Below are 17,619 nucleotides of genomic sequence, written 5' to 3'. Positions count from 1 at the left end.
CTTTATTTATCAGTAGTCAAAACGGTAGCTTGCGGGACGGATGTACCGAAACGGTTTCCGACCAGGAAAGCCAGCAAACTTAGCAGTAACGAGGGCACGATAGGGTGGAAGCCCAGGTACTGAATATTCAGCGTCGCAAGTACGGCATACAGCACGCCGCTGACGATCATCGCACTTAGCGCGCCTTTGGCGTTGGCGCGTTCCCAATAAAGACCTAGCACCAGCGGCCACAGGAAAACGGCTTCCAGTCCACCGAAGGCCAGCAAATTCAGCCAGATGATCATTTCTGGCGGCTTCCAGGCGGCAAGCAGCAGCAACGCGCCGAGAACTAACGTAATTACTGCCGACATCCGCTTCAGACGCGTCTCATTTTGCATTTGATCCGGACGGATATTCAGATAGAGATCTTTAATGATCGTAGCGGAACTTTGCAGCAATTGGGCGTTGATTGTTGACATGATCGCAGCCATTGGTGCAGCAAGGAAGATCCCGGCAGCAAACGGTGGCAGCACTTTTACCATCAGCGTCGGGATCACCAGATCCGGCACGGTGAGATCGGGGATCACTGCACGACCTAACGCTCCGGCAAGGTGCATTCCAAACATCAGGATCGCCACTACAACCGTACCAATGATGATCCCACGATGTACTGCTTTACTGTCTTTATAAGAGATGCAGCGTACCGCAGTATGTGGCAGACCAATCACGCCAAAGCACACCAGCACCCAGAACGACGTCATAAAGGCAGGTGACAGAATATCGTCAGCACCTTGTGGCGTAACCAGTTGTGGATCGATGGTTTGCAGCGTCTCTACTGCGTTGCTTAAGCCGCCAGCAGCATGAACCACGCCGACCAGCAGCACAATGGTGCCAATCAGCATCACCAGTCCTTGCATGGTGTCGTTCAGCACGCTGGCGCGAAAGCCGCCAAAGGCGGTATACAACGCAATACTAATACCGAAAATCAGCAGCCCGGTTTCATAAGGAATACCCGCAGCGGTTTCCAGCAGGCGCGCACCGCCGATAAACTGCACGGTCATTGCACCAACGAACGCAACCAGCAAACTCAAACTCGCCAGCCACACCAGAAGACGGCTCTGGTAGCGGGCAAACAGCATATCGTTCAGCGTCACCGCATTGTAGCGGCGCGCGAGAATCGCGAACTTTTTGCCAAGAATACCGAGTGAAAGCCATACCGCAGGCAACTGGATCATCGCCAGCAACACCCAGCCCAGCCCGTATTTATAAGCAGCACCTGGCCCGCCGATAAACGAACTGGCACTGATATAGGTTGCGGTGAGCGTCATCGCCAGCACAATACCGCCCATAGAACGGCTGCCGAGGAAATACTCATTAAGGAACGTGCCCGCGCTCCGTTTACGCATCGCGTAGACAGAGATCCCGAACACCACCACCAGATAGGCGACCAGCGGTAGAATTACTTCAAGCTGCATCGTCATCCTCCAGCGGGATATCGCGATAGATAAATTTTACCATTGCCCAGCACAGTCCAATAAACAGCAGCGGCGTCAGGATGCAGGCCATCTCAAACCAGCGCGGAAAGCCGGTAAAACCGGGGGCAACGCCAGGTAAGTAAGCGGCTACTAACCATACTGCCAGATACAAAAGGGTCAGCCCCAGCGCCCAGCGCGCCTCTTTATGGGCCTGAACAAAACGAGTGTCCACGGAAGGGGTCCTCCTCATGGGGGGATACGAGAAACGGGCAATTCTACGGCAAGTCTTCAGGCAGGGAAAACAATCTGACAGAAAATTGCCGTTCAGTGCCGTTGCAAAAAGTCTTCAATGTCAGCCAGTGAGGATATCCCTTCCATCGGGCCTTGCTGCATTACGGCGAGTGCGCCGCTGGCGTTAGCATATTGTAACGCCTTGTGTGCCGGGAAACCCGACAAGAAAAGAGTGACAAAAGTAGCGCCAAAGCAGTCGCCAGCACCGGTTGGATCGATGATTTCGCTATCGTGGCCTGCAATATGCTGGGCGTGTAATGTCCCGTTTTTTAGTTGGTAATAGCTGGCTCCACGCTGGGCGCGTTTTATCGCCACATGTTTTACGCCGCCGTGGAGAAGATCGCTAATAATCTGTTCTTCTGACAGATTTTTGTGACGGGCGAAGAAAGGGAGTTCGCTTTCGCTTGGGATAAAGATATCTGTATATTCAATTAAATAATCGAGAGCCTGCGCCATTTCGGGAATACTCAGCATCTCTTTGCGAATATTGGGGTCGAAAGAGACGGTGCCGCCAGCAGATTTGATCGTTGTTATCGCTTTGCGCATGACATCGATCATACGAAATGAGAACAGTGATGAACCCACAATGTGCAGATGATTACACTGTCTTAGCAAATCCTTATCAATGTGCCCGGCAGTAAACAAACCGCAGGCACTATTAGGAATATTAAAGACGAAATCCCGTTTCTGCGGATTTTGATAACTGACAAACGCTGTGCCTGTTACAGCATTGTTCATTATGTGGATACCATCGGTAATGACACCTTCATGACGCAGGCGTTCAATAATGAGACGGCCAAAATCATCGTTACCAACGCAACCGAAGAAAATAGCCCGCCGGGACAATTTTGCCACCTGTGCAGCAAAGATTGCTGGTGCGCCGCTGGGAAATGGCCCGATAAACTCCCCTGGCTGAGTGAATTTTTGTTGTGGGTTGCGGGACAAAAACTCGGCCAGCAATTCTCCCATAGCGCAGATGGTTATTGTCACAAAACCCCTCTCATTCCTGAAGTCTTTCGCGATTGGACCAGGTAAAGCAGTCATTGCTGGTATAAAGAATAACGAAATCAGCAGACTGCAATTGCTGCTGATATCGTTCGTTCATGCTGCGACTGACAATCACATTTTCTGCCTGATGAAGATGTCCGATAGCAGCCGTCGATGAATCGGTATTGGCAGTGACGATTACTGTCTTATTCTGGGCATTGTCAAAACAGAGTTGCCAGGCGGCGGCAACTCTGGGGGTATTGATATTCAGAGTACCATCTGCATCCAGATGACTGATTTCCAGAATGCTATGGGTAATGGTGAAATGCTGAAGCGCCTGTTCGAGCGGTTTTCCCGCCAGTGCGGTGTCAGGGCGCAGCATTTCACTGCCAGCCAGAATTATTTCGCCATCAATAAACTGATTTGCCAGCAGCGCATGTTCGGGATCGTTAGTGATCAGACGCAGTTTTTTTACTTCGCTGAGTAATGGAATGATCTTGCGGCAGATTGTTCCATGTCCAAGAAATAGCGTGTCACGATCGCTGATAAGGCGGGCACAATGCCGCGCAATTTCCATTTGTTGGGTCAGAGACAATATCGTAATGGGTGGTGCCGATTCAGGTTCAGGGGCGAGTGGTGTCGCAATGGCACCACCAAAAGAACGCTTTAAATACCCCTGTTGCTCCAGATAACTGAGATCGCCACGGATTGTCACGCCAGAGACGCCAAGTTGAGCAGATAAGTCATCAACTTTGATTTCACCCTGGGTAGCAACAATTTCTGCAATTTTTAATCTTCGTTTCAGTAGGTTAGATGATTTTCTCGGCACGTTAACACTCATCATTGGCCTTTAATGCGTAACACTATAGCCCCTTGTATTTTTCTTTGAAAGTTACCCTTCAACGTTATCTACATTTTGAAAACAAAATATTGGATAAAAAAACAGCAACGCAATGTATTTAATTTATTGAAATTAATAAGAAATATTTTTATTGAGATATTTTTGTGATGGTTTCGTTTATAAAGTAAAAACCAACTTTAGTTATATCTTGTAAGTTATTTTGACGATATTCGACATGCATCACGCTTTTTGGCGCTTTTGCTGTGCTACTTTGCTTTCAAAATGAAAGTAATAATTCTCTTTCTTCGTTTTGTAAGAAGAACGCCGAAAAACAGGAGCCGCGATGTACATCATTTCAAGCAAAAATATGCTGAAAAAAGCCCAGTCAGAGGGATATGCCGTCCCCGCTTTCAATATTCATAACCTTGAAACATTACAGGTTGTCGTTGAGAGCGCCGCACAACTTCGCTCTCCCGTTATGCTGGCGGGAACACCCGGTACTTATCGTTATGGCGGAGTGGGAAGTTTAATTTCGTTAGTACAATCTCTGGCTCATGAGTACCGCCTGCCATTAGTCCTGCATCTCGACCACCATGAAGAGCGCGATGATATTTTTAACAAAGTACGCGCAGGGATTCGTTCAGTCATGATTGATGGTTCTCATCTGCCGTTTGAAGAAAATATAGCGCGGGTGAAAGAAGTCACTACGTTTTGCCACAGCCTTGATGTCAGCGTCGAGGCTGAACTGGGCCGCCTTGGCGGGCAGGAGGATGATCTGCTGGTGGATGAAAAAGATTCGGCTTATACCTCACCTGTTGCAGCCGCAGAGTTTGTACAACGCACACAAATTGACTCCCTGGCGGTAGCAATAGGCACTGCACATGGCTTGTATGCGAATGAACCACGTCTGGATTTTGCCCGGCTGGAACAAATTCGTCAGTTAGTGGATGTTCCGTTGGTGTTGCATGGCGCTTCGGGGTTATCGGAACAGGACATTCAGCACTGTATCCGCAGCGGTATCTGCAAAGTGAATGTTGCGACAGAACTGAAAATTGCTTTTGCCGATGCGTTAAAAGGATATTTCTACAACAATCCGGCGGCGAATGATCCTCGCCATTATATGCAGCCAGCAAAAGCCGCTATGAAGGAAGTCGTTACGCGCATTATCGGCGTTTGCGGCAGTGAAGGAAAAATTTAATACGTTGTACCCTACAAAAACAATGAGGACTGTTTATGAAAAATATTAAATTACTTGGCTCGGCAATGTTGGTGAGTCTGGCGTTGTTCTCACAAAGCTCATTAGCAAAAGAGTATAAAATTGGTGCATCATTATTAACGCAACAACATCCTTTTTATATCGATCTTGCGAATGCAATGAAAGAAGAAGCTAAAAAAGATAATGTCAATTTAAGCGTTTCTATTGCCAACCAGGATTTAAATAAGCAACTTTCAGATGTCGAAGATTTTATTACTAAAAAAGTGGATGCCATTATTATATCTCCAGTGGACTCTAAAGGTGTACAGGCTGCGATAATTAAAGCCGACAAAGCTGGTATCCCTGTTATCACTGTTGATGTTGCTGCGGAAGGTGTTCCGGTAGTATCGCATGTTGCGACCGATAACTACGCGGGAGGTGTTGAAGCGGGCAAGTTAATGGGAAAACTATTGAACGGCAAAGGGTCTGTAGCCATTATTTCTTACCCGGCACTGCAATCGGTAGTTGCGCGCGTCGATGGTTTTAAAAAAGGGTTAAGCGATACACCGGAGATTAAAATTGTTGCTGAGCAACCGGGTATTACGCGTGCTGAAGCGTTAACGACGGCACAAAATATTATGCAGGCAAACGCCAACCTGAATGGGCTGTTTGGTTTTGGTGATGATGCCGCACTGGCAGCGGTTATAGCGGCGAAATCTGCGCATAACGACAATATCAAAATTATCGGTTTTGATGGCATGAAAGAAGCGCGCGATGCCGTAGACAGTGAAAAAACCTTTGCCGCAGTGATTCGACAATACCCGGATCAAATGGGCGCTAAAGCGATTGATGCCGCTGTGGATCATCTCAATGGTAAACCGGTAGAAAAAATGATCCCGGTACAACCCGGCGTTTATACAGGTAAATAATAAACATCTTCAACTCACAACAAAACGTCATCGGCGTTTTGTTGTGACACCGATGTCATTATGACGGATGTTATTCTTGATGTTTCGCATATTGCGAAGACATTTGGTCATGTTCAGGCGTTAAAAGATATTACACTCTCCTTACGCAAAGGGCGGGTGCATACTTTATTAGGCGAGAATGGAGCGGGTAAGTCGACATTAATGAAAATACTCGCTGGAGTTTATCCGCCAACTCAGGGAACGATAAAACTACGTGGTGAAACCATCACCATTAATAATCCACAACATTCACGCCAGTTAGGGATTGCTATTATTTTTCAGGAATTAAGCCTGAGCAACAATATGACAGTGGCGGAAAACATTTATGCCAATAATGAACCACGCCGTTTTGGCATTATTAACGATAAAAAAATGCTCGCAGATTGCCAGAGTCTGCTCGCGGAACTGGGCATCCCACTGGATCCGCTGGAAATGGTCGGCAATATGTCGATGGCGCATCGTCAACTGGTAGAAATCGCCAAAGCATTAAGCTACGCGGCGGATGTCGTGATTATGGATGAGCCGACATCTTCGCTCAGTGATAACGAAGCAGAGATTTTGTTTAATATTATTGAAAAGTTAAAACAGCGAGGATGTGCGGTTATTTACATCTCTCACCGCATGGATGAAATTATGCGGATTTCGGATGATATTTCAGTGATCCGCGATGGTGAATATATTGCAACGCATGAAAAGAAAAACAGTGATATCCAGCATTTGATTGCCCAGATGGTTGGGCGGGAAATGAAAAATATCTGGCCAGCACGTCTTGGGGAAAAGCCGGATGAAAATGTTCCTGCAAAACTGGAAGTAAAAAATCTTTCCCATCCTTCGCTCTTTAAGGAGGTTAATTTTGCTGTTCGCCCGGGGGAAGTGCTGGGATTTTTTGGCCTTGTAGGTGCCGGGCGTTCTGATGTTATGAAGGCGCTGTTTGGCCTTATTCCGTACCACGGAACAGTGTTGATTGATGGCAAAGAGGTCAGGATCGCTAATCCCAAACAGGCCATTGATCATGGAATTGCTTTCGTAACGGAAAACCGCAAGGAAGAAGGGTTGGTGCTGATGCACGACGTCAATATGAACACGCACCATGTAGCGTTTCAATATAACGCTTCGCGGATGGGACTCATTAATCACCGGCAAGAAGAGGCGAGAACGGTTAAATCTGTCGCCAGAATGAACACAAAAGTGAGTTCCGTACATCAGGCTGTGGGGGCGCTGAGCGGCGGCAATCAACAAAAAATCGTATTATCGAAATGGCTGGAGAAAACCCCGCGAATTTTATTGCTTGATGAGCCAACGCGCGGTGTGGATGTCGGCGCAAAATTTGAAATTTATAACGTGATACGCCAACTGGCGGCGGCGGGGACGGCCATTATTCTGGTGTCTTCTGAACTGCCAGAGGTTATGGCGCTAAGCGATCGTCTGGTGGTGATGCGTAATAAAACAATTGCCGATATTTATTCATGTGAAAATTTAACGCAGACGCAAGTAATGACCGCTGCAACAGGAGTGCGCTAAATGACAGAGAAAACTCTCTCCAGTCCAAAACGTTCTGAAATTCCCATCGCAAATAGCTTTAAAAAAGTCTTCAGGCAATATGGTGGTATCCTCAGTGGAATGGTGGTGTTAATCATTCTGTTCAGTTTTATTAATGACAGTTTTTTTACCACCAATAACATCACCAACATCATTCTTCAGGTGTCGATAATTGCAATTACCGCCTATGGAATGACTTATGTTCTTTTACTTGGCGATATTGATTTATCGGTCGGTTCAACTATTGCATTGATTGGTACATTTGCTGCTCTTGGGGCTTCATGGGGAATTCCATTTATTTTATTGGTTCCATTATCCATTATTGCAGCACTGGCTCTGGGGATGATAAATGGTGGCTTGACGGCTATAGCGGGTATCCCTTCGTTTATTGTCACCGTTGCTACTATGGGGATCTTCCGTGGGATCGCTTATATAGTGACTGACGGTATGCCTGTCATGATTAAAGATGATGCCTTTCTGGCGCTGGGGAACGGTGAATTTCTCTATATACCTATTCCTATCTGGATATTAATCATCTTATTGCTGGTTAATCATTTTATTCTTACTAAAACAACCTTTGGTCGGAAAATATATATTACCGGCGGTAATAAAGAAGCGGCAATCTATTCGGGTATTAATGTAACTCGCCTAAAAATTAAAGTCTTTATGATTACGGCGGTGTTGGCAGGCATTAGTGGGATGATCCTCGCCTCGCGCCTTTACTCAGGGCAGCCGAATTCCGCACTTAGCTACGAGTTGGATGCCATTGCTGCTGCCGTATTGGGGGGCACCAGTCTCAACGGTGGTTATGGCACGGTGGTGGGTACGGTGATCGGCGCATTAACCATAGGCATTATTAATAATGGTATGAACTTAATGAACGTTCCCTACTTCTACCAGATGGTGGTTAAAGGATTAGTCATTCTGGTAGCCGTTTATTTTGACGTAAGAAATAAAAGAAAACGCAGCTAATCATTTCAAGGAATTAATCATATGAATAAGGTCTTCACAATTGGAGAAATTCTGGTTGAAATTATGGCGAGTAAAATCGGCCAGCCATTTGACCAACCTGGCGTCTGGAACGGCCCTTATCCCAGTGGCGCGCCTGCTATTTTTATTGACCAGGTAACACGTCTGGGGGTTCCATGCGGTATCATTAGCTGTGTGGGGAATGATGGTTTTGGCGATATTAATATTCATCGCCTGGCGGCTGATGGTGTTGATATCCGGGGAATTTCCGTCTTACCTCTGGAAGCTACCGGTAGTGCTTTTGTGACGTATCATAAGTCAGGCGACCGTGATTTTATTTTTAATATTAAGAATGCCGCGTGCGGTAAATTATCAGCGCAACATGTTGATGAAAATATTCTGAAGGACTGTACCCATTTTCATATTATGGGCTCATCACTGTTTTCATTTCATATGGTCGATGCGGTAAAGAAAGCGGTAACTATCGTAAAAGAGAATGGTGGTGTTATTTCTTTCGACCCTAATATTCGGAAAGAGATGCTCGATATTCCAGAAATGCGCGACGCCCTCCACTTTGTTCTTGAGTTAACGGATATCTATATGCCCAGCGAGGGCGAAGTGTTGCTCTTGTCGCCACATTCGACGCCGGAGCGTGCAATCGCTGGTTTTCTTGAAGAAGGTGTTAAAGAGGTGATTGTGAAGCGCGGCAATCAAGGTGCCAGTTACTACTCCGAGAATGAGCAGTTTCATGTTGAGAGCTATCCGGTGGAAGAAGTTGACCCGACCGGTGCGGGAGACTGCTTTGGTGGTGCGTGGATTGCCTGCCGCCAGCTAGGGTTTGATGCCCATCGGGCATTGCAATACGCCAACGCCTGCGGTGCACTGGCGGTAACCCGACGCGGCCCGATGGAAGGGACTTCCCGGTTGGCGGAGATCGAAGCGTTTATCCAGTGCCATAGCATGACTATTCGGGAAGCCGCGCAATGAATAATGAAATATGGCCGTGGATAGGCGATCTCTCGCAGGTTGCCGGGATTAAACACTATGAATTACGTAGTGGCAGAGCAAAGGGCACGGAAGCGTTTGATGTCCGCACAGGTGCGGGGCTGGCGTTTACGGTGGTAAAAGATCGTGCGCTGGACATTGCCTGGGCCAGCTATAAAGACACGGCGCTTTCTTTCATCACCCCCAACGGCATCGTCGCGCCAGCTTTTTTTGAGCCGCATGGCAACGGTTTTTTGCGTAGCTTCTATGCGGGATTATTAACCACCTGCGGGTTAAGCTACATCGGTACGCCCTGTGAGGATAATGGTGAAACGTTAGGATTACATGGGCGCCTGGCTGCGACACCAGCTGAAGAGGTGGGGTATCGCACAGAACGAACTGACGACGGTATTGAATTTATCATCAATGGAAAAGTGCGGGAAACGCGGCTGTTCGGTGAAAATCTGACGCTTGAGAGAACCATTCGCTGCCGCTATGGCGAAAATGTGCTGCGCATTGAAGACAGGGTTACTAATCAAGGTTTCACCCGCCAGCCGCTACAAATTCTCTATCACTTTAATTATGGCTGGCCTTTATTATCGCCACGGGCCGAAATATTGCTGTCAGCGAAAAGCGTGACGCCACGGACTCCGCGCGCGGTGGAAGGGTTAGCCAACCATCTGGAGATTTGTGCTCCGCAGCCAGGTTTTGACGAGCAGGTTTACTATCTCACGTTGAATAGTGACGATGACGGAATGAGTAAGGTTGCGTTGGTGAATGCCGAACTGGGATGGGGAATTTACGAAAAATTCGACACCCGGCAGCTACCCAATTTTATCCAGTGGAAAAATTTAGGCGCGGGTGAATATGTTATGGGACTGGAGGTCAGTAATAGTTTTCCTGACGGGCGTGATAAAGAACGAGCGCAGGGGCGTCTGCCCTTTATTGAGCCAGGGGAAACAAAGACATACAGCTTTGAGCTGGGAATTGTTGATGGCGATGCTGAAATTAGTGCGTTGAAAGCGGAAATTGCAGGCTACCGTTAGCGGCAATAAAAACACCGGGCAGTGTTAACAGGCCCGGTGTGAATGCATTCATTGTTAAACGCGATGAAAGCACCGCGCATCACAATTATTTTTCCTGAAGACCGAGTTTTTTCTCCAGATAGTGGATGTTAGTGCCACCATGCTGGAAGTTCTCGTCGTTCATGATGCGGATCTGCAGATCAACGTTGGTTTTGATACCGTCGATGATCAGCTCCTGCAGCGCATTCTTCATGCGAGCAATCGCCACGTCACGGTTTTCACCGTAGCAAATCAGTTTACCGATCATTGAGTCATAGTACGGCGGCACGGTGTAGCCAGCGTAGATATGAGACTCCCAACGCACGCCAAAACCGCCAGGTGCGTGGAAACGGGTGATTTTGCCCGGGCTTGGCAGGAAGGTATTCGGATCTTCGGCGTTGATACGGCATTCCACCGCATGGCCGCGAACGTGAACTTCTTCTTGCTTGATCGACAGCGGTTGACCTGCCGCGATACGCAGCTGTTCTTTGATCAGGTCAACGCCGGTGATCATTTCAGTAACCGGGTGTTCTACCTGAATACGGGTGTTCATTTCGATGAAATAGAACTCGCCGTTTTCGAACAGGAACTCGAAAGTACCTGCACCGCGATAGCCGATATCAACACACGCTTTAGCGCAACGTTCGCCGATGTAACGACGCAGTTCTGGGGTAATGCCCGGTGCTGGTGCTTCTTCGACCACTTTCTGGTGGCGGCGCTGCATGGAGCAGTCACGTTCCGCCAGATAGATAGCGTTGCCCTGACCGTCCGCCAGTACCTGGATCTCGACGTGGCGAGGATTTTCCAGGTATTTCTCCATGTAAACCATATCATTGCTAAAAGCAGCTTTTGCTTCCGCACGGGTCATGGAGATAGACTGCGCCAGTTCAGCGTCGCTGCGCACAACGCGCATACCGCGACCGCCGCCGCCACCGGAGGCTTTGATAATCACCGGATAACCAATGCGTTTTGCAATGGCGCGGTTTTTATCCATATCGTCGCCCAGCGGGCCGTCAGAACCCGGTACGCAAGGAACGCCAGCTTTTTTCATTGCTGCAATTGCAGACACTTTGTCGCCCATCAGGCGAATAGTGTCTGCTTTCGGGCCGATGAAGATAAAGCCAGAGCGTTCAACCTGCTCGGCAAAATTGGCGTTTTCGGAAAGGAAGCCGTAACCCGGATGGATTGCTACTGCGCCGGTGATTTCAGCGGCGCTGATGATAGCCGGGATGTTCAGATAACTTTTTACTGACGGAGCCGGGCCAATACAGACCGTTTCATCTGCCAGTAATACGTGTTTTAAATCGCGATCCGCGCTGGAGTGCACAGCGACAGTCTTAATGCCCAGTTCTTTACAGGCACGAAGAATACGCAATGCAATCTCGCCACGGTTGGCAATAACAATTTTATCCAGCATGTTCGCCTCGTTACTCGATGACGACCAGCGGCTCGTCAAATTCTACCGGTTGTCCACTTTCGACCAGAATTGCTTTCACAGTACCGGATTTGTCTGCTTCGATCTGGTTCATCATTTTCATGGCTTCAACGATGCACAGGGTATCGCCCACGTTCACTTTCTGACCCACTTCGATGAACGCTTTCGCGTCCGGGCTTGGGGTGCGATAGAAAGTACCAACCATTGGGGAACGTACGATGTGACCACTGATTTCCGCTGCTGCTGGCGCTTCCATGGAAGGAACGGTCGCCGGAGCGGCTGCGTTAGATTGAGCTGGCTGCTGCATCATCGGTGCAGCGTAAGCTTGTTGCATCATCGGGAAACTAGCGGCAGGTGCTGCACGGCTGATGCGTACTGACTCTTCGCCTTCAGAAATTTCCAGTTCAGAGATGCCTGATTCTTCAACCAGCTCGATCAGTTTTTTAATCTTACGAATATCCATGAGTGGGTTCCGTACTCTTTGTTTAGTGTGATTGTGACAGGCGTTTCACCGCCGTCTGTAAAGCGTATGCCCCGACAGCTGTATGCATAGCGATAAATTCCAGCTGACCGGGACGCCGGTCTATTTTGCCCCAGAGCGTCAATGTGAGACTTGACGGACATTGTGCAGCGATCTGCTGCTATCCTCCGGCAAAAAACAAAATATACCTTCGTTGCGCCATTGTCACCTTTTCCGCAGCTTAAAAACCGCGTTAGGGAGAACGAAGTCGCACATTATAACGATTTCGTAGCAATTGGCAGCTAAATACTGGTCTTATCAGGGAAGATAATCAACAGCTAACATGTAAATAACTTTCAACGCCGCGCATTTTGCAACAAGCCGCACAGTTCATGAAATTAGCGCCACCATTGACGGAACTTCTTAAAACGTAAGGCTAAAAGTAATAAAGCCAGCCCGGCGTAGATAACCGGCTGTGGTGAGATAATCTTCACTGACCACAGATAATGTATGGGAGCCAGGATCGCGACCAGATAGACGAAGTTATGCAACTGTTGCCAGCGTTTGCCTAATTTTCGCTGCATCGCCTGCGTGGAAGTCAATGCTAAAGCCAGTAAAATCAGCCAACTGACAATTCCGAGCGTTAAATAAGGTCGGGTGATTAATTCCTGACCGAATAACGTCAGATTATTCACGCCCAGTTCCAGTAAGGCATAACTGGTTAAGTGCAGCGTTGCCCAGACGAAACACCATAAACCCAGCAGGCGGCGGGTGCGTATCAATAAGGGCTGTTTAGCATAGCGCGCTAGTGGCGTAATTAATAAGGTCGCCAGCAAGAATTTCAGCGCAGTCCGACCGGTAAAATGTTGAATATCTTTCACCGGGTCGGCGCTTAATCCGCCATGATTAATTGCCCATACCAGCCAGACAAACGGCAAAAATCCGGCAAGATGCAGGCAAACTTTCAACCATGTCACTTGTTTTGCTGTCAGTCGCACTTAAAAATTCTCCCGTAAATCCAGGCCACGATAGAGCGACGCCACTTGATCGGCGTATCCGTTAAACAGCAGCGTTGGCTGGCGTTGTACATCCAGAATGCCGCCTGAACCAATCAAACGTTCGGTAGCCTGCGACCAGCGGGGATGATCAACATGCGGATTGACGTTGGCGTAAAAGCCATATTCATTGGGCGCTGCCAGATTCCAGGTGGTTGGCGGACGTTCACGGGTCAGCTTAATACTGACAATCGATTTAATCCCTTTAAAGCCATATTTCCACGGCACAATCAGCCGCACCGGCGCACCATTTTGTGGCGACAACGCCTTGCCATAGACACCGACGGTCATCAGCGTGAGTGGATGCATCGCTTCGTCGAGACGTAATCCTTCTATATAAGGATATTTCAGGCCACCGCCAATAAACCGATCCTGCTGGCCTGGCATCTGTTCCGGCGCATAAATGGTTTCGAAGGCGACGTATTTCGCGTTACTGGTTGGTTCCGCCAGTGCCAGTAATTTGTGCAGCGGGAAACCAATCCACGGTACTACCATCGACCACGCTTCCACACAGCGCATACGGTAAATCCGCTCTTCCAGCGGGAAACGATGGGTTAAGGCGTCATGGTCGAGCGTTAATGGTTTGGCGACTTCACCACTGATGTTCAACGTCCACGGATCGGTTTTCAGGCTGCCGGCATTTGCCGCTGGATCCGCTTTATCCAGCCCGAACTCATAGTAGTTGTTATAGCCGGAAACTTTATCTTCCGGCGTGAGCGGCAGGTTATTTTGCCAGGCGGCAGGTTTACTAAACTCCAGCGGCTTCCCGGCTGGCGCGGGCGGACGATCGTTGCCCTTAAACCAGCTAAGCAGGTCGGCATGTGTAGTGGTTGGCAGAGAAAGTGCAGCTGCGCTGATGCCTAACGTTTTCAGAATCTGCCGACGTTGCATAAAAAAAGCCGATTCGGCAGTGACATCGGCTTCTGTAAATTGACGAATTTTTTTCATAACAGACTCCCGGTATGCTCCTGATTACTATGGCAGGGAGAATGTCAAAGTGCTGCTAAAATTCGTTAGTTATATGTAAATTATTTTGTACGAAATCTTAACTTATTTTTACCAGAGTGCGCCCCTGCACCTGGTTATTAATAATGGCTTCGGCAAACTTCGGTGCCTCTGTCAGTGAGATTTCTTTTGCTGCTTGTGAATAGAATGATTCCGGTAGATCGGCGACCAGACGCTGCCAGGCCTGCGCCCGACGAGCTGGTGGCGTCATGACTGAATCCACTCCTTGCAGACGAACGTTGCGCAGAATAAACGGCATTACCGTGGTTGGCAGAGCAAAGCCACCCGCCAGACCACAAGCCGCCACGCAGCCGCCGTAGTTCATTTGTGCCAGCACTTTCGCCAGTACTTTGTCACCAACAGTGTCAATTGCGCCTGCCCAGAGTTGTTTTTCCAGGGGACGGGACTCAGCAAACTCATCGCGGGGCAGAATACGGCTGGCTCCTAAACTTTTCAGATATTCATGGGTACTTTCGCGACCAGATACAGCAACGACCTGATAACCCAACTTATGCAGCAGCGCCACAGCCGTACTGCCGACGCCGCCGCTGGCGCCCGTCACCACAATCTCGCCATCCTGCGGACGAATACCGGCATCTTCCAGTGCCAGTACGCACAGCATGGCGGTAAACCCGGCAGTACCGATAATCATCGCTTTACGCGCGTCCAGACCTTGCGGCATCGCAACCAGCCAGTCACCTTTTACGCGCGCCTGTTGTGCCAGCCCGCCCCAGTGGTTTTCACCGACGCCCCAACCCGTCAGTAACACTTCCTGACCGGCATGAAAACGAGGATCTTCACTGGCGCGTACAGTTCCGGCAAAGTCAATACCAGGAATCATCGGAAAATTACGGATGATTTTTCCTTTACCGGTAATCGCCAGCGCATCTTTATAATTCAGACTCGACCAGTGGACATCGACCGTCACATCGCCTTCCGGCAGGCGACTTGCGTCCAGAGTCTGTACAGATGCGAGGGTTTTACCGTCCTGCTGTTCTAAAAGTAACGCCTGCATAAGAGATCCTCATGTGCATGATGGATTGGAAAATAATTTCTGAAGACTATACTCGCTAATGGAAAAGCAAAGCCGATGAAGCGCAATAAATTGCGAGATAAATCTGATTTGCTAGTATGCCCGCGTCCTCACTATCGGAGTTAACACAAGGATGAGATTAACGACGAAATTTTCGGCCTTTGTCACGCTGCTCACCGGGTTAACAATTTTTGTGACCCTGCTGGGCTGCTCGCTTAGTTTCTATAACGCCATTCAGTATAAGTTTAGTCATCGTGTTCAGGCAGTGGCGACGGCGATCGATACTCACCTTGTATCGAATGACTTCAGCACATTGAGGCCACAAATCAGCGAACTGATGATGTCTGCGGATATCGTTCGCGTGGATCTTTTGCACGATAAAAAACAGGTTTATACCCAGTCCCGCAATGGTAGTTACCGTCCGGTGGGAACCAGCGATCTGTTTCGCGAACTGACTGTGCCGTTGATTAAACATCCGGGGATGTCGCTGCGTTTGGTTTATCAGGACCCGATGGGCAACTATTTCCACTCGTTGATGACCACCGCACCGCTCACCGGTGCGATTGGATTTATCATTATTATGCTCTTCCTGGCAGTACGCTGGTTACAGCGGCAACTTGCCGGGCAAGAATTGCTGGAAACCCGCGCCACACGTATTTTAAATGGCGAGCGTGGCTCGAATGTGTTGGGAACCATCTATGAATGGCCGCCCAGAACCAGCAGTGCGCTGGATACGCTGCTTTGTGAAATTCAGAACGCACGCGAACAGCACAGTCGTCTTGATACACTGATCCGCTCCTATGCTGCTCAGGACATCAAAACCGGCCTCAATAACCGACTCTTTTTCGATAATCAGTTAGCAACGTTACTGGAAGATCAGGAGAAAGTGGGGACTCACGGGATCGTGATGATGATCCGCCTGCCGGATTTCAATATGTTGAGCGACACTTGGGGGCACAGCCAGGTTGAAGAACAGCTCTTTACCCTGACAAATCTGTTATCGACATTTATGATGCGTTATCCCGGGGCGCTATTGGCGCGTTATCACCGTAGCGATTTCGCCGTGCTGTTGCCACATCGGACATTAAAAGAGGCGGAGAGCATTGCCGGGCAATTGATCAAGGCGGTCGATACCTTACCGACGAATAAAATGCTCGATCGTGATGATATGATTCACATCGGCATCTGTGCCTGGCGTAGCGGGCAGGATACCGAACAGGTGATGGAACATGCGGAATCCGCCACGCGCAATGCGGGATTACAGGGCGGCAATAGCTGGGCTATTTACGATGACTCGTTACCTGAAAAAGGACGCGGTAACGTTCGCTGGCGGACGCTCATCGAGCAAATGCTGAGTCGCGGAGGCCCGCGTCTTTATCAAAAACCGGCGGTTACTCGTGAAGGGCTGGTTCATCATCGCGAACTGATGTGTCGTATCTTTGATGGTAACGAAGAGGTCAGTTCGGCGGAATATATGCCGATGGTGTTGCAGTTTGGCTTATCGGAAGAGTATGACCGTCTGCAAGTCAGTCGCCTCATCCCGCTGTTACGCTATTGGCCACAAGAAAATCTGGCGATTCAGGTCACCGTTGAGTCGTTGATTCGCCCGCGTTTCCAGCGTTGGCTACGTGATACGCTGATGCAGTGTGAAAAATCACAGCGAAAACGCATAATTATTGAACTTGCAGAGGCTGATGTTGGTCAACATATCGGTCGCTTGCAACCAGTCATTCGTTTGATGAATGCTTTAGGGGCTCGGGTCGCCGTCAACCAGGCTGGTTTGACGCTGGTAAGTACCCGTTGGATCAAAGAACTTAATGTTGAATTACTCAAGCTCCATCCGGGGCTGGTAAGAAACATTGAGAAGCGAACAGAGAATCAATTGTTGGTTCAGAGCATGGTAGAAGCGTGTTCCGGGACCAACACCCAGGTTTACGCTACTGGTGTACGTTCGCGAAGCGAGTGGCAGACCCTGATTCAGCGTGGGGTTTTGGGTGGGCAGGGAGATTTTTTTGCGTCCTCACAGCCACTTGATACTAACGTGAAAAAATATTCACAAAGATACTCGGTTTAACCTGCCGTTTGATCCGTTTTCACGTAGAATAACGCGCGCTGCGTTTCACGGGAGCGTGCTTGTCTGTTCGCCAGATTGTTGCAGCACATATGCAGATTAATGACCTTACGCAGTTGCAAACAGGCGAGGAATGCATGCTGATGCATTTAGCCTCTCTGGACTCAGGTAGAGATTTGTAACAAAGGAAACAAACTGCACTAATTTTCACCGTAGCAGATGATTTTTGCGCCTTGTCGCTGCTGCGTGTGGTTGGTAAAGTAAGCGG

General features: G+C 48.8%; 17 protein-coding genes. 7 read left to right on the top strand and 10 right to left on the bottom strand.

What is annotated here, in order from left to right:
- Nucleotides 1-2: 2 nt before the first annotated feature.
- From panF to LG381_RS01810, 4 genes are all read right to left on the bottom strand, one after another.
- The gene (panF, locus tag LG381_RS01825) at nt 3-1,454 is read right to left on the bottom strand and encodes a sodium/pantothenate symporter (RefSeq protein WP_225761955.1); all 1,452 of its coding nucleotides are present in this window, start codon (nt 1,452-1,454) and stop codon (nt 3-5) included.
- The gene (locus LG381_RS01820) at nt 1,444-1,686 is read right to left on the bottom strand and encodes a YhdT family protein (RefSeq protein ID WP_000381170.1); all 243 of its coding nucleotides are present in this window, start codon (nt 1,684-1,686) and stop codon (nt 1,444-1,446) included. Before LG381_RS01820 ends, panF begins: the two co-directional genes overlap by 11 nt.
- A gap of 92 nt (nt 1,687-1,778) precedes the next feature.
- A complete protein-coding gene (locus LG381_RS01815; protein WP_137325799.1) occupies nt 1,779-2,714 on the bottom strand; it encodes a sugar kinase in 936 nt (311 codons plus the stop codon).
- 31 nt (nt 2,715-2,745) lie between these two features.
- Nucleotides 2,746-3,576, bottom strand: a complete 831-nt coding sequence (locus LG381_RS01810) for a DeoR/GlpR family DNA-binding transcription regulator (RefSeq protein ID WP_000987962.1) — start codon at nt 3,574-3,576, stop codon at nt 2,746-2,748.
- A 340-nt stretch (nt 3,577-3,916) separates the two neighbouring features.
- On the opposite strand from LG381_RS01810, the gene LG381_RS01805 reads away from it, so the two are divergent.
- The 6 genes from LG381_RS01805 to LG381_RS01780 are packed head-to-tail and all read left to right on the top strand — an operon-like array spanning nt 3,917 to nt 10,274.
- Nucleotides 3,917-4,771, top strand: a complete 855-nt coding sequence (locus LG381_RS01805; protein ID WP_085460260.1) for a tagatose bisphosphate family class II aldolase — start codon at nt 3,917-3,919, stop codon at nt 4,769-4,771.
- A gap of 35 nt (nt 4,772-4,806) precedes the next feature.
- On the top strand, nt 4,807-5,697 hold the full coding sequence (locus tag LG381_RS01800) for a substrate-binding domain-containing protein (protein ID WP_137325782.1): 891 nt from the start codon (nt 4,807-4,809) through the stop codon (nt 5,695-5,697).
- Nucleotides 5,698-5,757: 60 nt separating this feature from the next.
- Nucleotides 5,758-7,257 (top strand): sugar ABC transporter ATP-binding protein, encoded by a 1,500-nt coding sequence (locus LG381_RS01795; protein ID WP_085460261.1) that lies wholly within the window; start codon nt 5,758-5,760, stop codon nt 7,255-7,257.
- Nucleotides 7,258-8,247, top strand: a complete 990-nt coding sequence (locus tag LG381_RS01790) for an ABC transporter permease (RefSeq protein ID WP_137325783.1) — start codon at nt 7,258-7,260, stop codon at nt 8,245-8,247.
- A gap of 21 nt (nt 8,248-8,268) precedes the next feature.
- Nucleotides 8,269-9,231, top strand: coding sequence for a sugar kinase (locus LG381_RS01785; RefSeq protein WP_225761954.1), 963 nt, complete (start codon nt 8,269-8,271; stop codon nt 9,229-9,231).
- Nucleotides 9,228-10,274, top strand: a complete 1,047-nt coding sequence (locus LG381_RS01780; protein ID WP_225761953.1) for an aldose 1-epimerase family protein — start codon at nt 9,228-9,230, stop codon at nt 10,272-10,274. The genes LG381_RS01785 and LG381_RS01780 overlap by 4 nt, the downstream gene beginning before the upstream one ends.
- An 85-nt stretch (nt 10,275-10,359) precedes the next feature.
- On the opposite strand, the gene accC is transcribed toward LG381_RS01780, so the two are convergent.
- The 5 genes from accC to LG381_RS01755 all read right to left on the bottom strand — a co-directional run bounded on the left by accC (nt 10,360) and on the right by LG381_RS01755 (nt 15,262).
- Nucleotides 10,360-11,709, bottom strand: a complete 1,350-nt coding sequence (gene accC / locus LG381_RS01775; RefSeq protein WP_000884623.1) for an acetyl-CoA carboxylase biotin carboxylase subunit — start codon at nt 11,707-11,709, stop codon at nt 10,360-10,362.
- 10 nt (nt 11,710-11,719) lie between these two features.
- Complete coding sequence (accB, locus tag LG381_RS01770; RefSeq protein ID WP_000354618.1) at nt 11,720-12,190, bottom strand: acetyl-CoA carboxylase biotin carboxyl carrier protein; 471 nt, start codon at nt 12,188-12,190, stop codon at nt 11,720-11,722.
- A gap of 395 nt (nt 12,191-12,585) precedes the next feature.
- Nucleotides 12,586-13,185: a protein-methionine-sulfoxide reductase heme-binding subunit MsrQ gene (msrQ, locus tag LG381_RS01765; protein ID WP_001240072.1), complete on the bottom strand. Its 600-nt coding sequence runs from the start codon at nt 13,183-13,185 to the stop codon at nt 12,586-12,588.
- The gene (gene msrP, locus LG381_RS01760; RefSeq protein WP_225761952.1) at nt 13,186-14,190 is read right to left on the bottom strand and encodes a protein-methionine-sulfoxide reductase catalytic subunit MsrP; all 1,005 of its coding nucleotides are present in this window, start codon (nt 14,188-14,190) and stop codon (nt 13,186-13,188) included.
- 97 nt (nt 14,191-14,287) lie between these two features.
- Nucleotides 14,288-15,262 carry an oxidoreductase gene (locus LG381_RS01755; protein WP_222679562.1) on the bottom strand — a complete coding sequence of 325 codons (975 nt, stop codon included), beginning with the start codon at nt 15,260-15,262 and terminating at the stop codon, nt 14,288-14,290.
- A 151-nt stretch (nt 15,263-15,413) separates the two neighbouring features.
- Here LG381_RS01755 and csrD point away from each other — a divergent pair, with 151 nt between their 5' ends.
- The gene (gene csrD, locus LG381_RS01750; RefSeq protein WP_001241425.1) at nt 15,414-17,354 is read left to right on the top strand and encodes an RNase E specificity factor CsrD; all 1,941 of its coding nucleotides are present in this window, start codon (nt 15,414-15,416) and stop codon (nt 17,352-17,354) included.
- Here the strand turns inward: csrD and LG381_RS01745 are convergent.
- Nucleotides 17,351-17,500, bottom strand: a complete 150-nt coding sequence (locus tag LG381_RS01745; protein WP_016159494.1) for a hypothetical protein — start codon at nt 17,498-17,500, stop codon at nt 17,351-17,353. The two genes, csrD and LG381_RS01745, sit on opposite strands and share 4 nt — an antisense overlap.
- Nucleotides 17,501-17,619 lie beyond the last annotated feature (119 nt).

The organism is Escherichia sp. Marseille-Q3837 (assembly GCF_916618735.1).
Classification (GTDB): Bacteria; Pseudomonadota; Gammaproteobacteria; order Enterobacterales; family Enterobacteriaceae; genus Escherichia; species Escherichia ruysiae.
Note: the sequence above shows the minus strand (reverse complement) of the source record. Positions and strands in the feature narration are given on the sequence as shown.

What these genes read in the sequence shown, in the direction of transcription:
- msrP (WP_225761952.1), bottom strand. Translation starts at nt 14,190, where the DNA reads ATGAAAAAAATTCGTCAATTTACAGAAGCCGATGTCACTGCCGAATCG.
- LG381_RS01795 (WP_085460261.1), top strand. Translation starts at nt 5,758, where the DNA reads ATGACGGATGTTATTCTTGATGTTTCGCATATTGCGAAGACATTTGGT.
- accB (WP_000354618.1), bottom strand. Translation starts at nt 12,190, where the DNA reads ATGGATATTCGTAAGATTAAAAAACTGATCGAGCTGGTTGAAGAATCA.
- csrD (WP_001241425.1), top strand. Translation starts at nt 15,414, where the DNA reads ATGAGATTAACGACGAAATTTTCGGCCTTTGTCACGCTGCTCACCGGG.
- LG381_RS01790 (WP_137325783.1), top strand. Translation starts at nt 7,258, where the DNA reads ATGACAGAGAAAACTCTCTCCAGTCCAAAACGTTCTGAAATTCCCATC.
- LG381_RS01815 (WP_137325799.1), bottom strand. Translation starts at nt 2,714, where the DNA reads ATGGGAGAATTGCTGGCCGAGTTTTTGTCCCGCAACCCACAACAAAAA.
- LG381_RS01810 (WP_000987962.1), bottom strand. Translation starts at nt 3,576, where the DNA reads ATGATGAGTGTTAACGTGCCGAGAAAATCATCTAACCTACTGAAACGA.
- LG381_RS01805 (WP_085460260.1), top strand. Translation starts at nt 3,917, where the DNA reads ATGTACATCATTTCAAGCAAAAATATGCTGAAAAAAGCCCAGTCAGAG.
- LG381_RS01755 (WP_222679562.1), bottom strand. Translation starts at nt 15,262, where the DNA reads ATGCAGGCGTTACTTTTAGAACAGCAGGACGGTAAAACCCTCGCATCT.
- LG381_RS01780 (WP_225761953.1), top strand. Translation starts at nt 9,228, where the DNA reads ATGAATAATGAAATATGGCCGTGGATAGGCGATCTCTCGCAGGTTGCC.
- LG381_RS01745 (WP_016159494.1), bottom strand. Translation starts at nt 17,500, where the DNA reads ATGCATCAGCATGCATTCCTCGCCTGTTTGCAACTGCGTAAGGTCATT.
- LG381_RS01800 (WP_137325782.1), top strand. Translation starts at nt 4,807, where the DNA reads ATGAAAAATATTAAATTACTTGGCTCGGCAATGTTGGTGAGTCTGGCG.
- panF (WP_225761955.1), bottom strand. Translation starts at nt 1,454, where the DNA reads ATGCAGCTTGAAGTAATTCTACCGCTGGTCGCCTATCTGGTGGTGGTG.
- accC (WP_000884623.1), bottom strand. Translation starts at nt 11,709, where the DNA reads ATGCTGGATAAAATTGTTATTGCCAACCGTGGCGAGATTGCATTGCGT.
- LG381_RS01785 (WP_225761954.1), top strand. Translation starts at nt 8,269, where the DNA reads ATGAATAAGGTCTTCACAATTGGAGAAATTCTGGTTGAAATTATGGCG.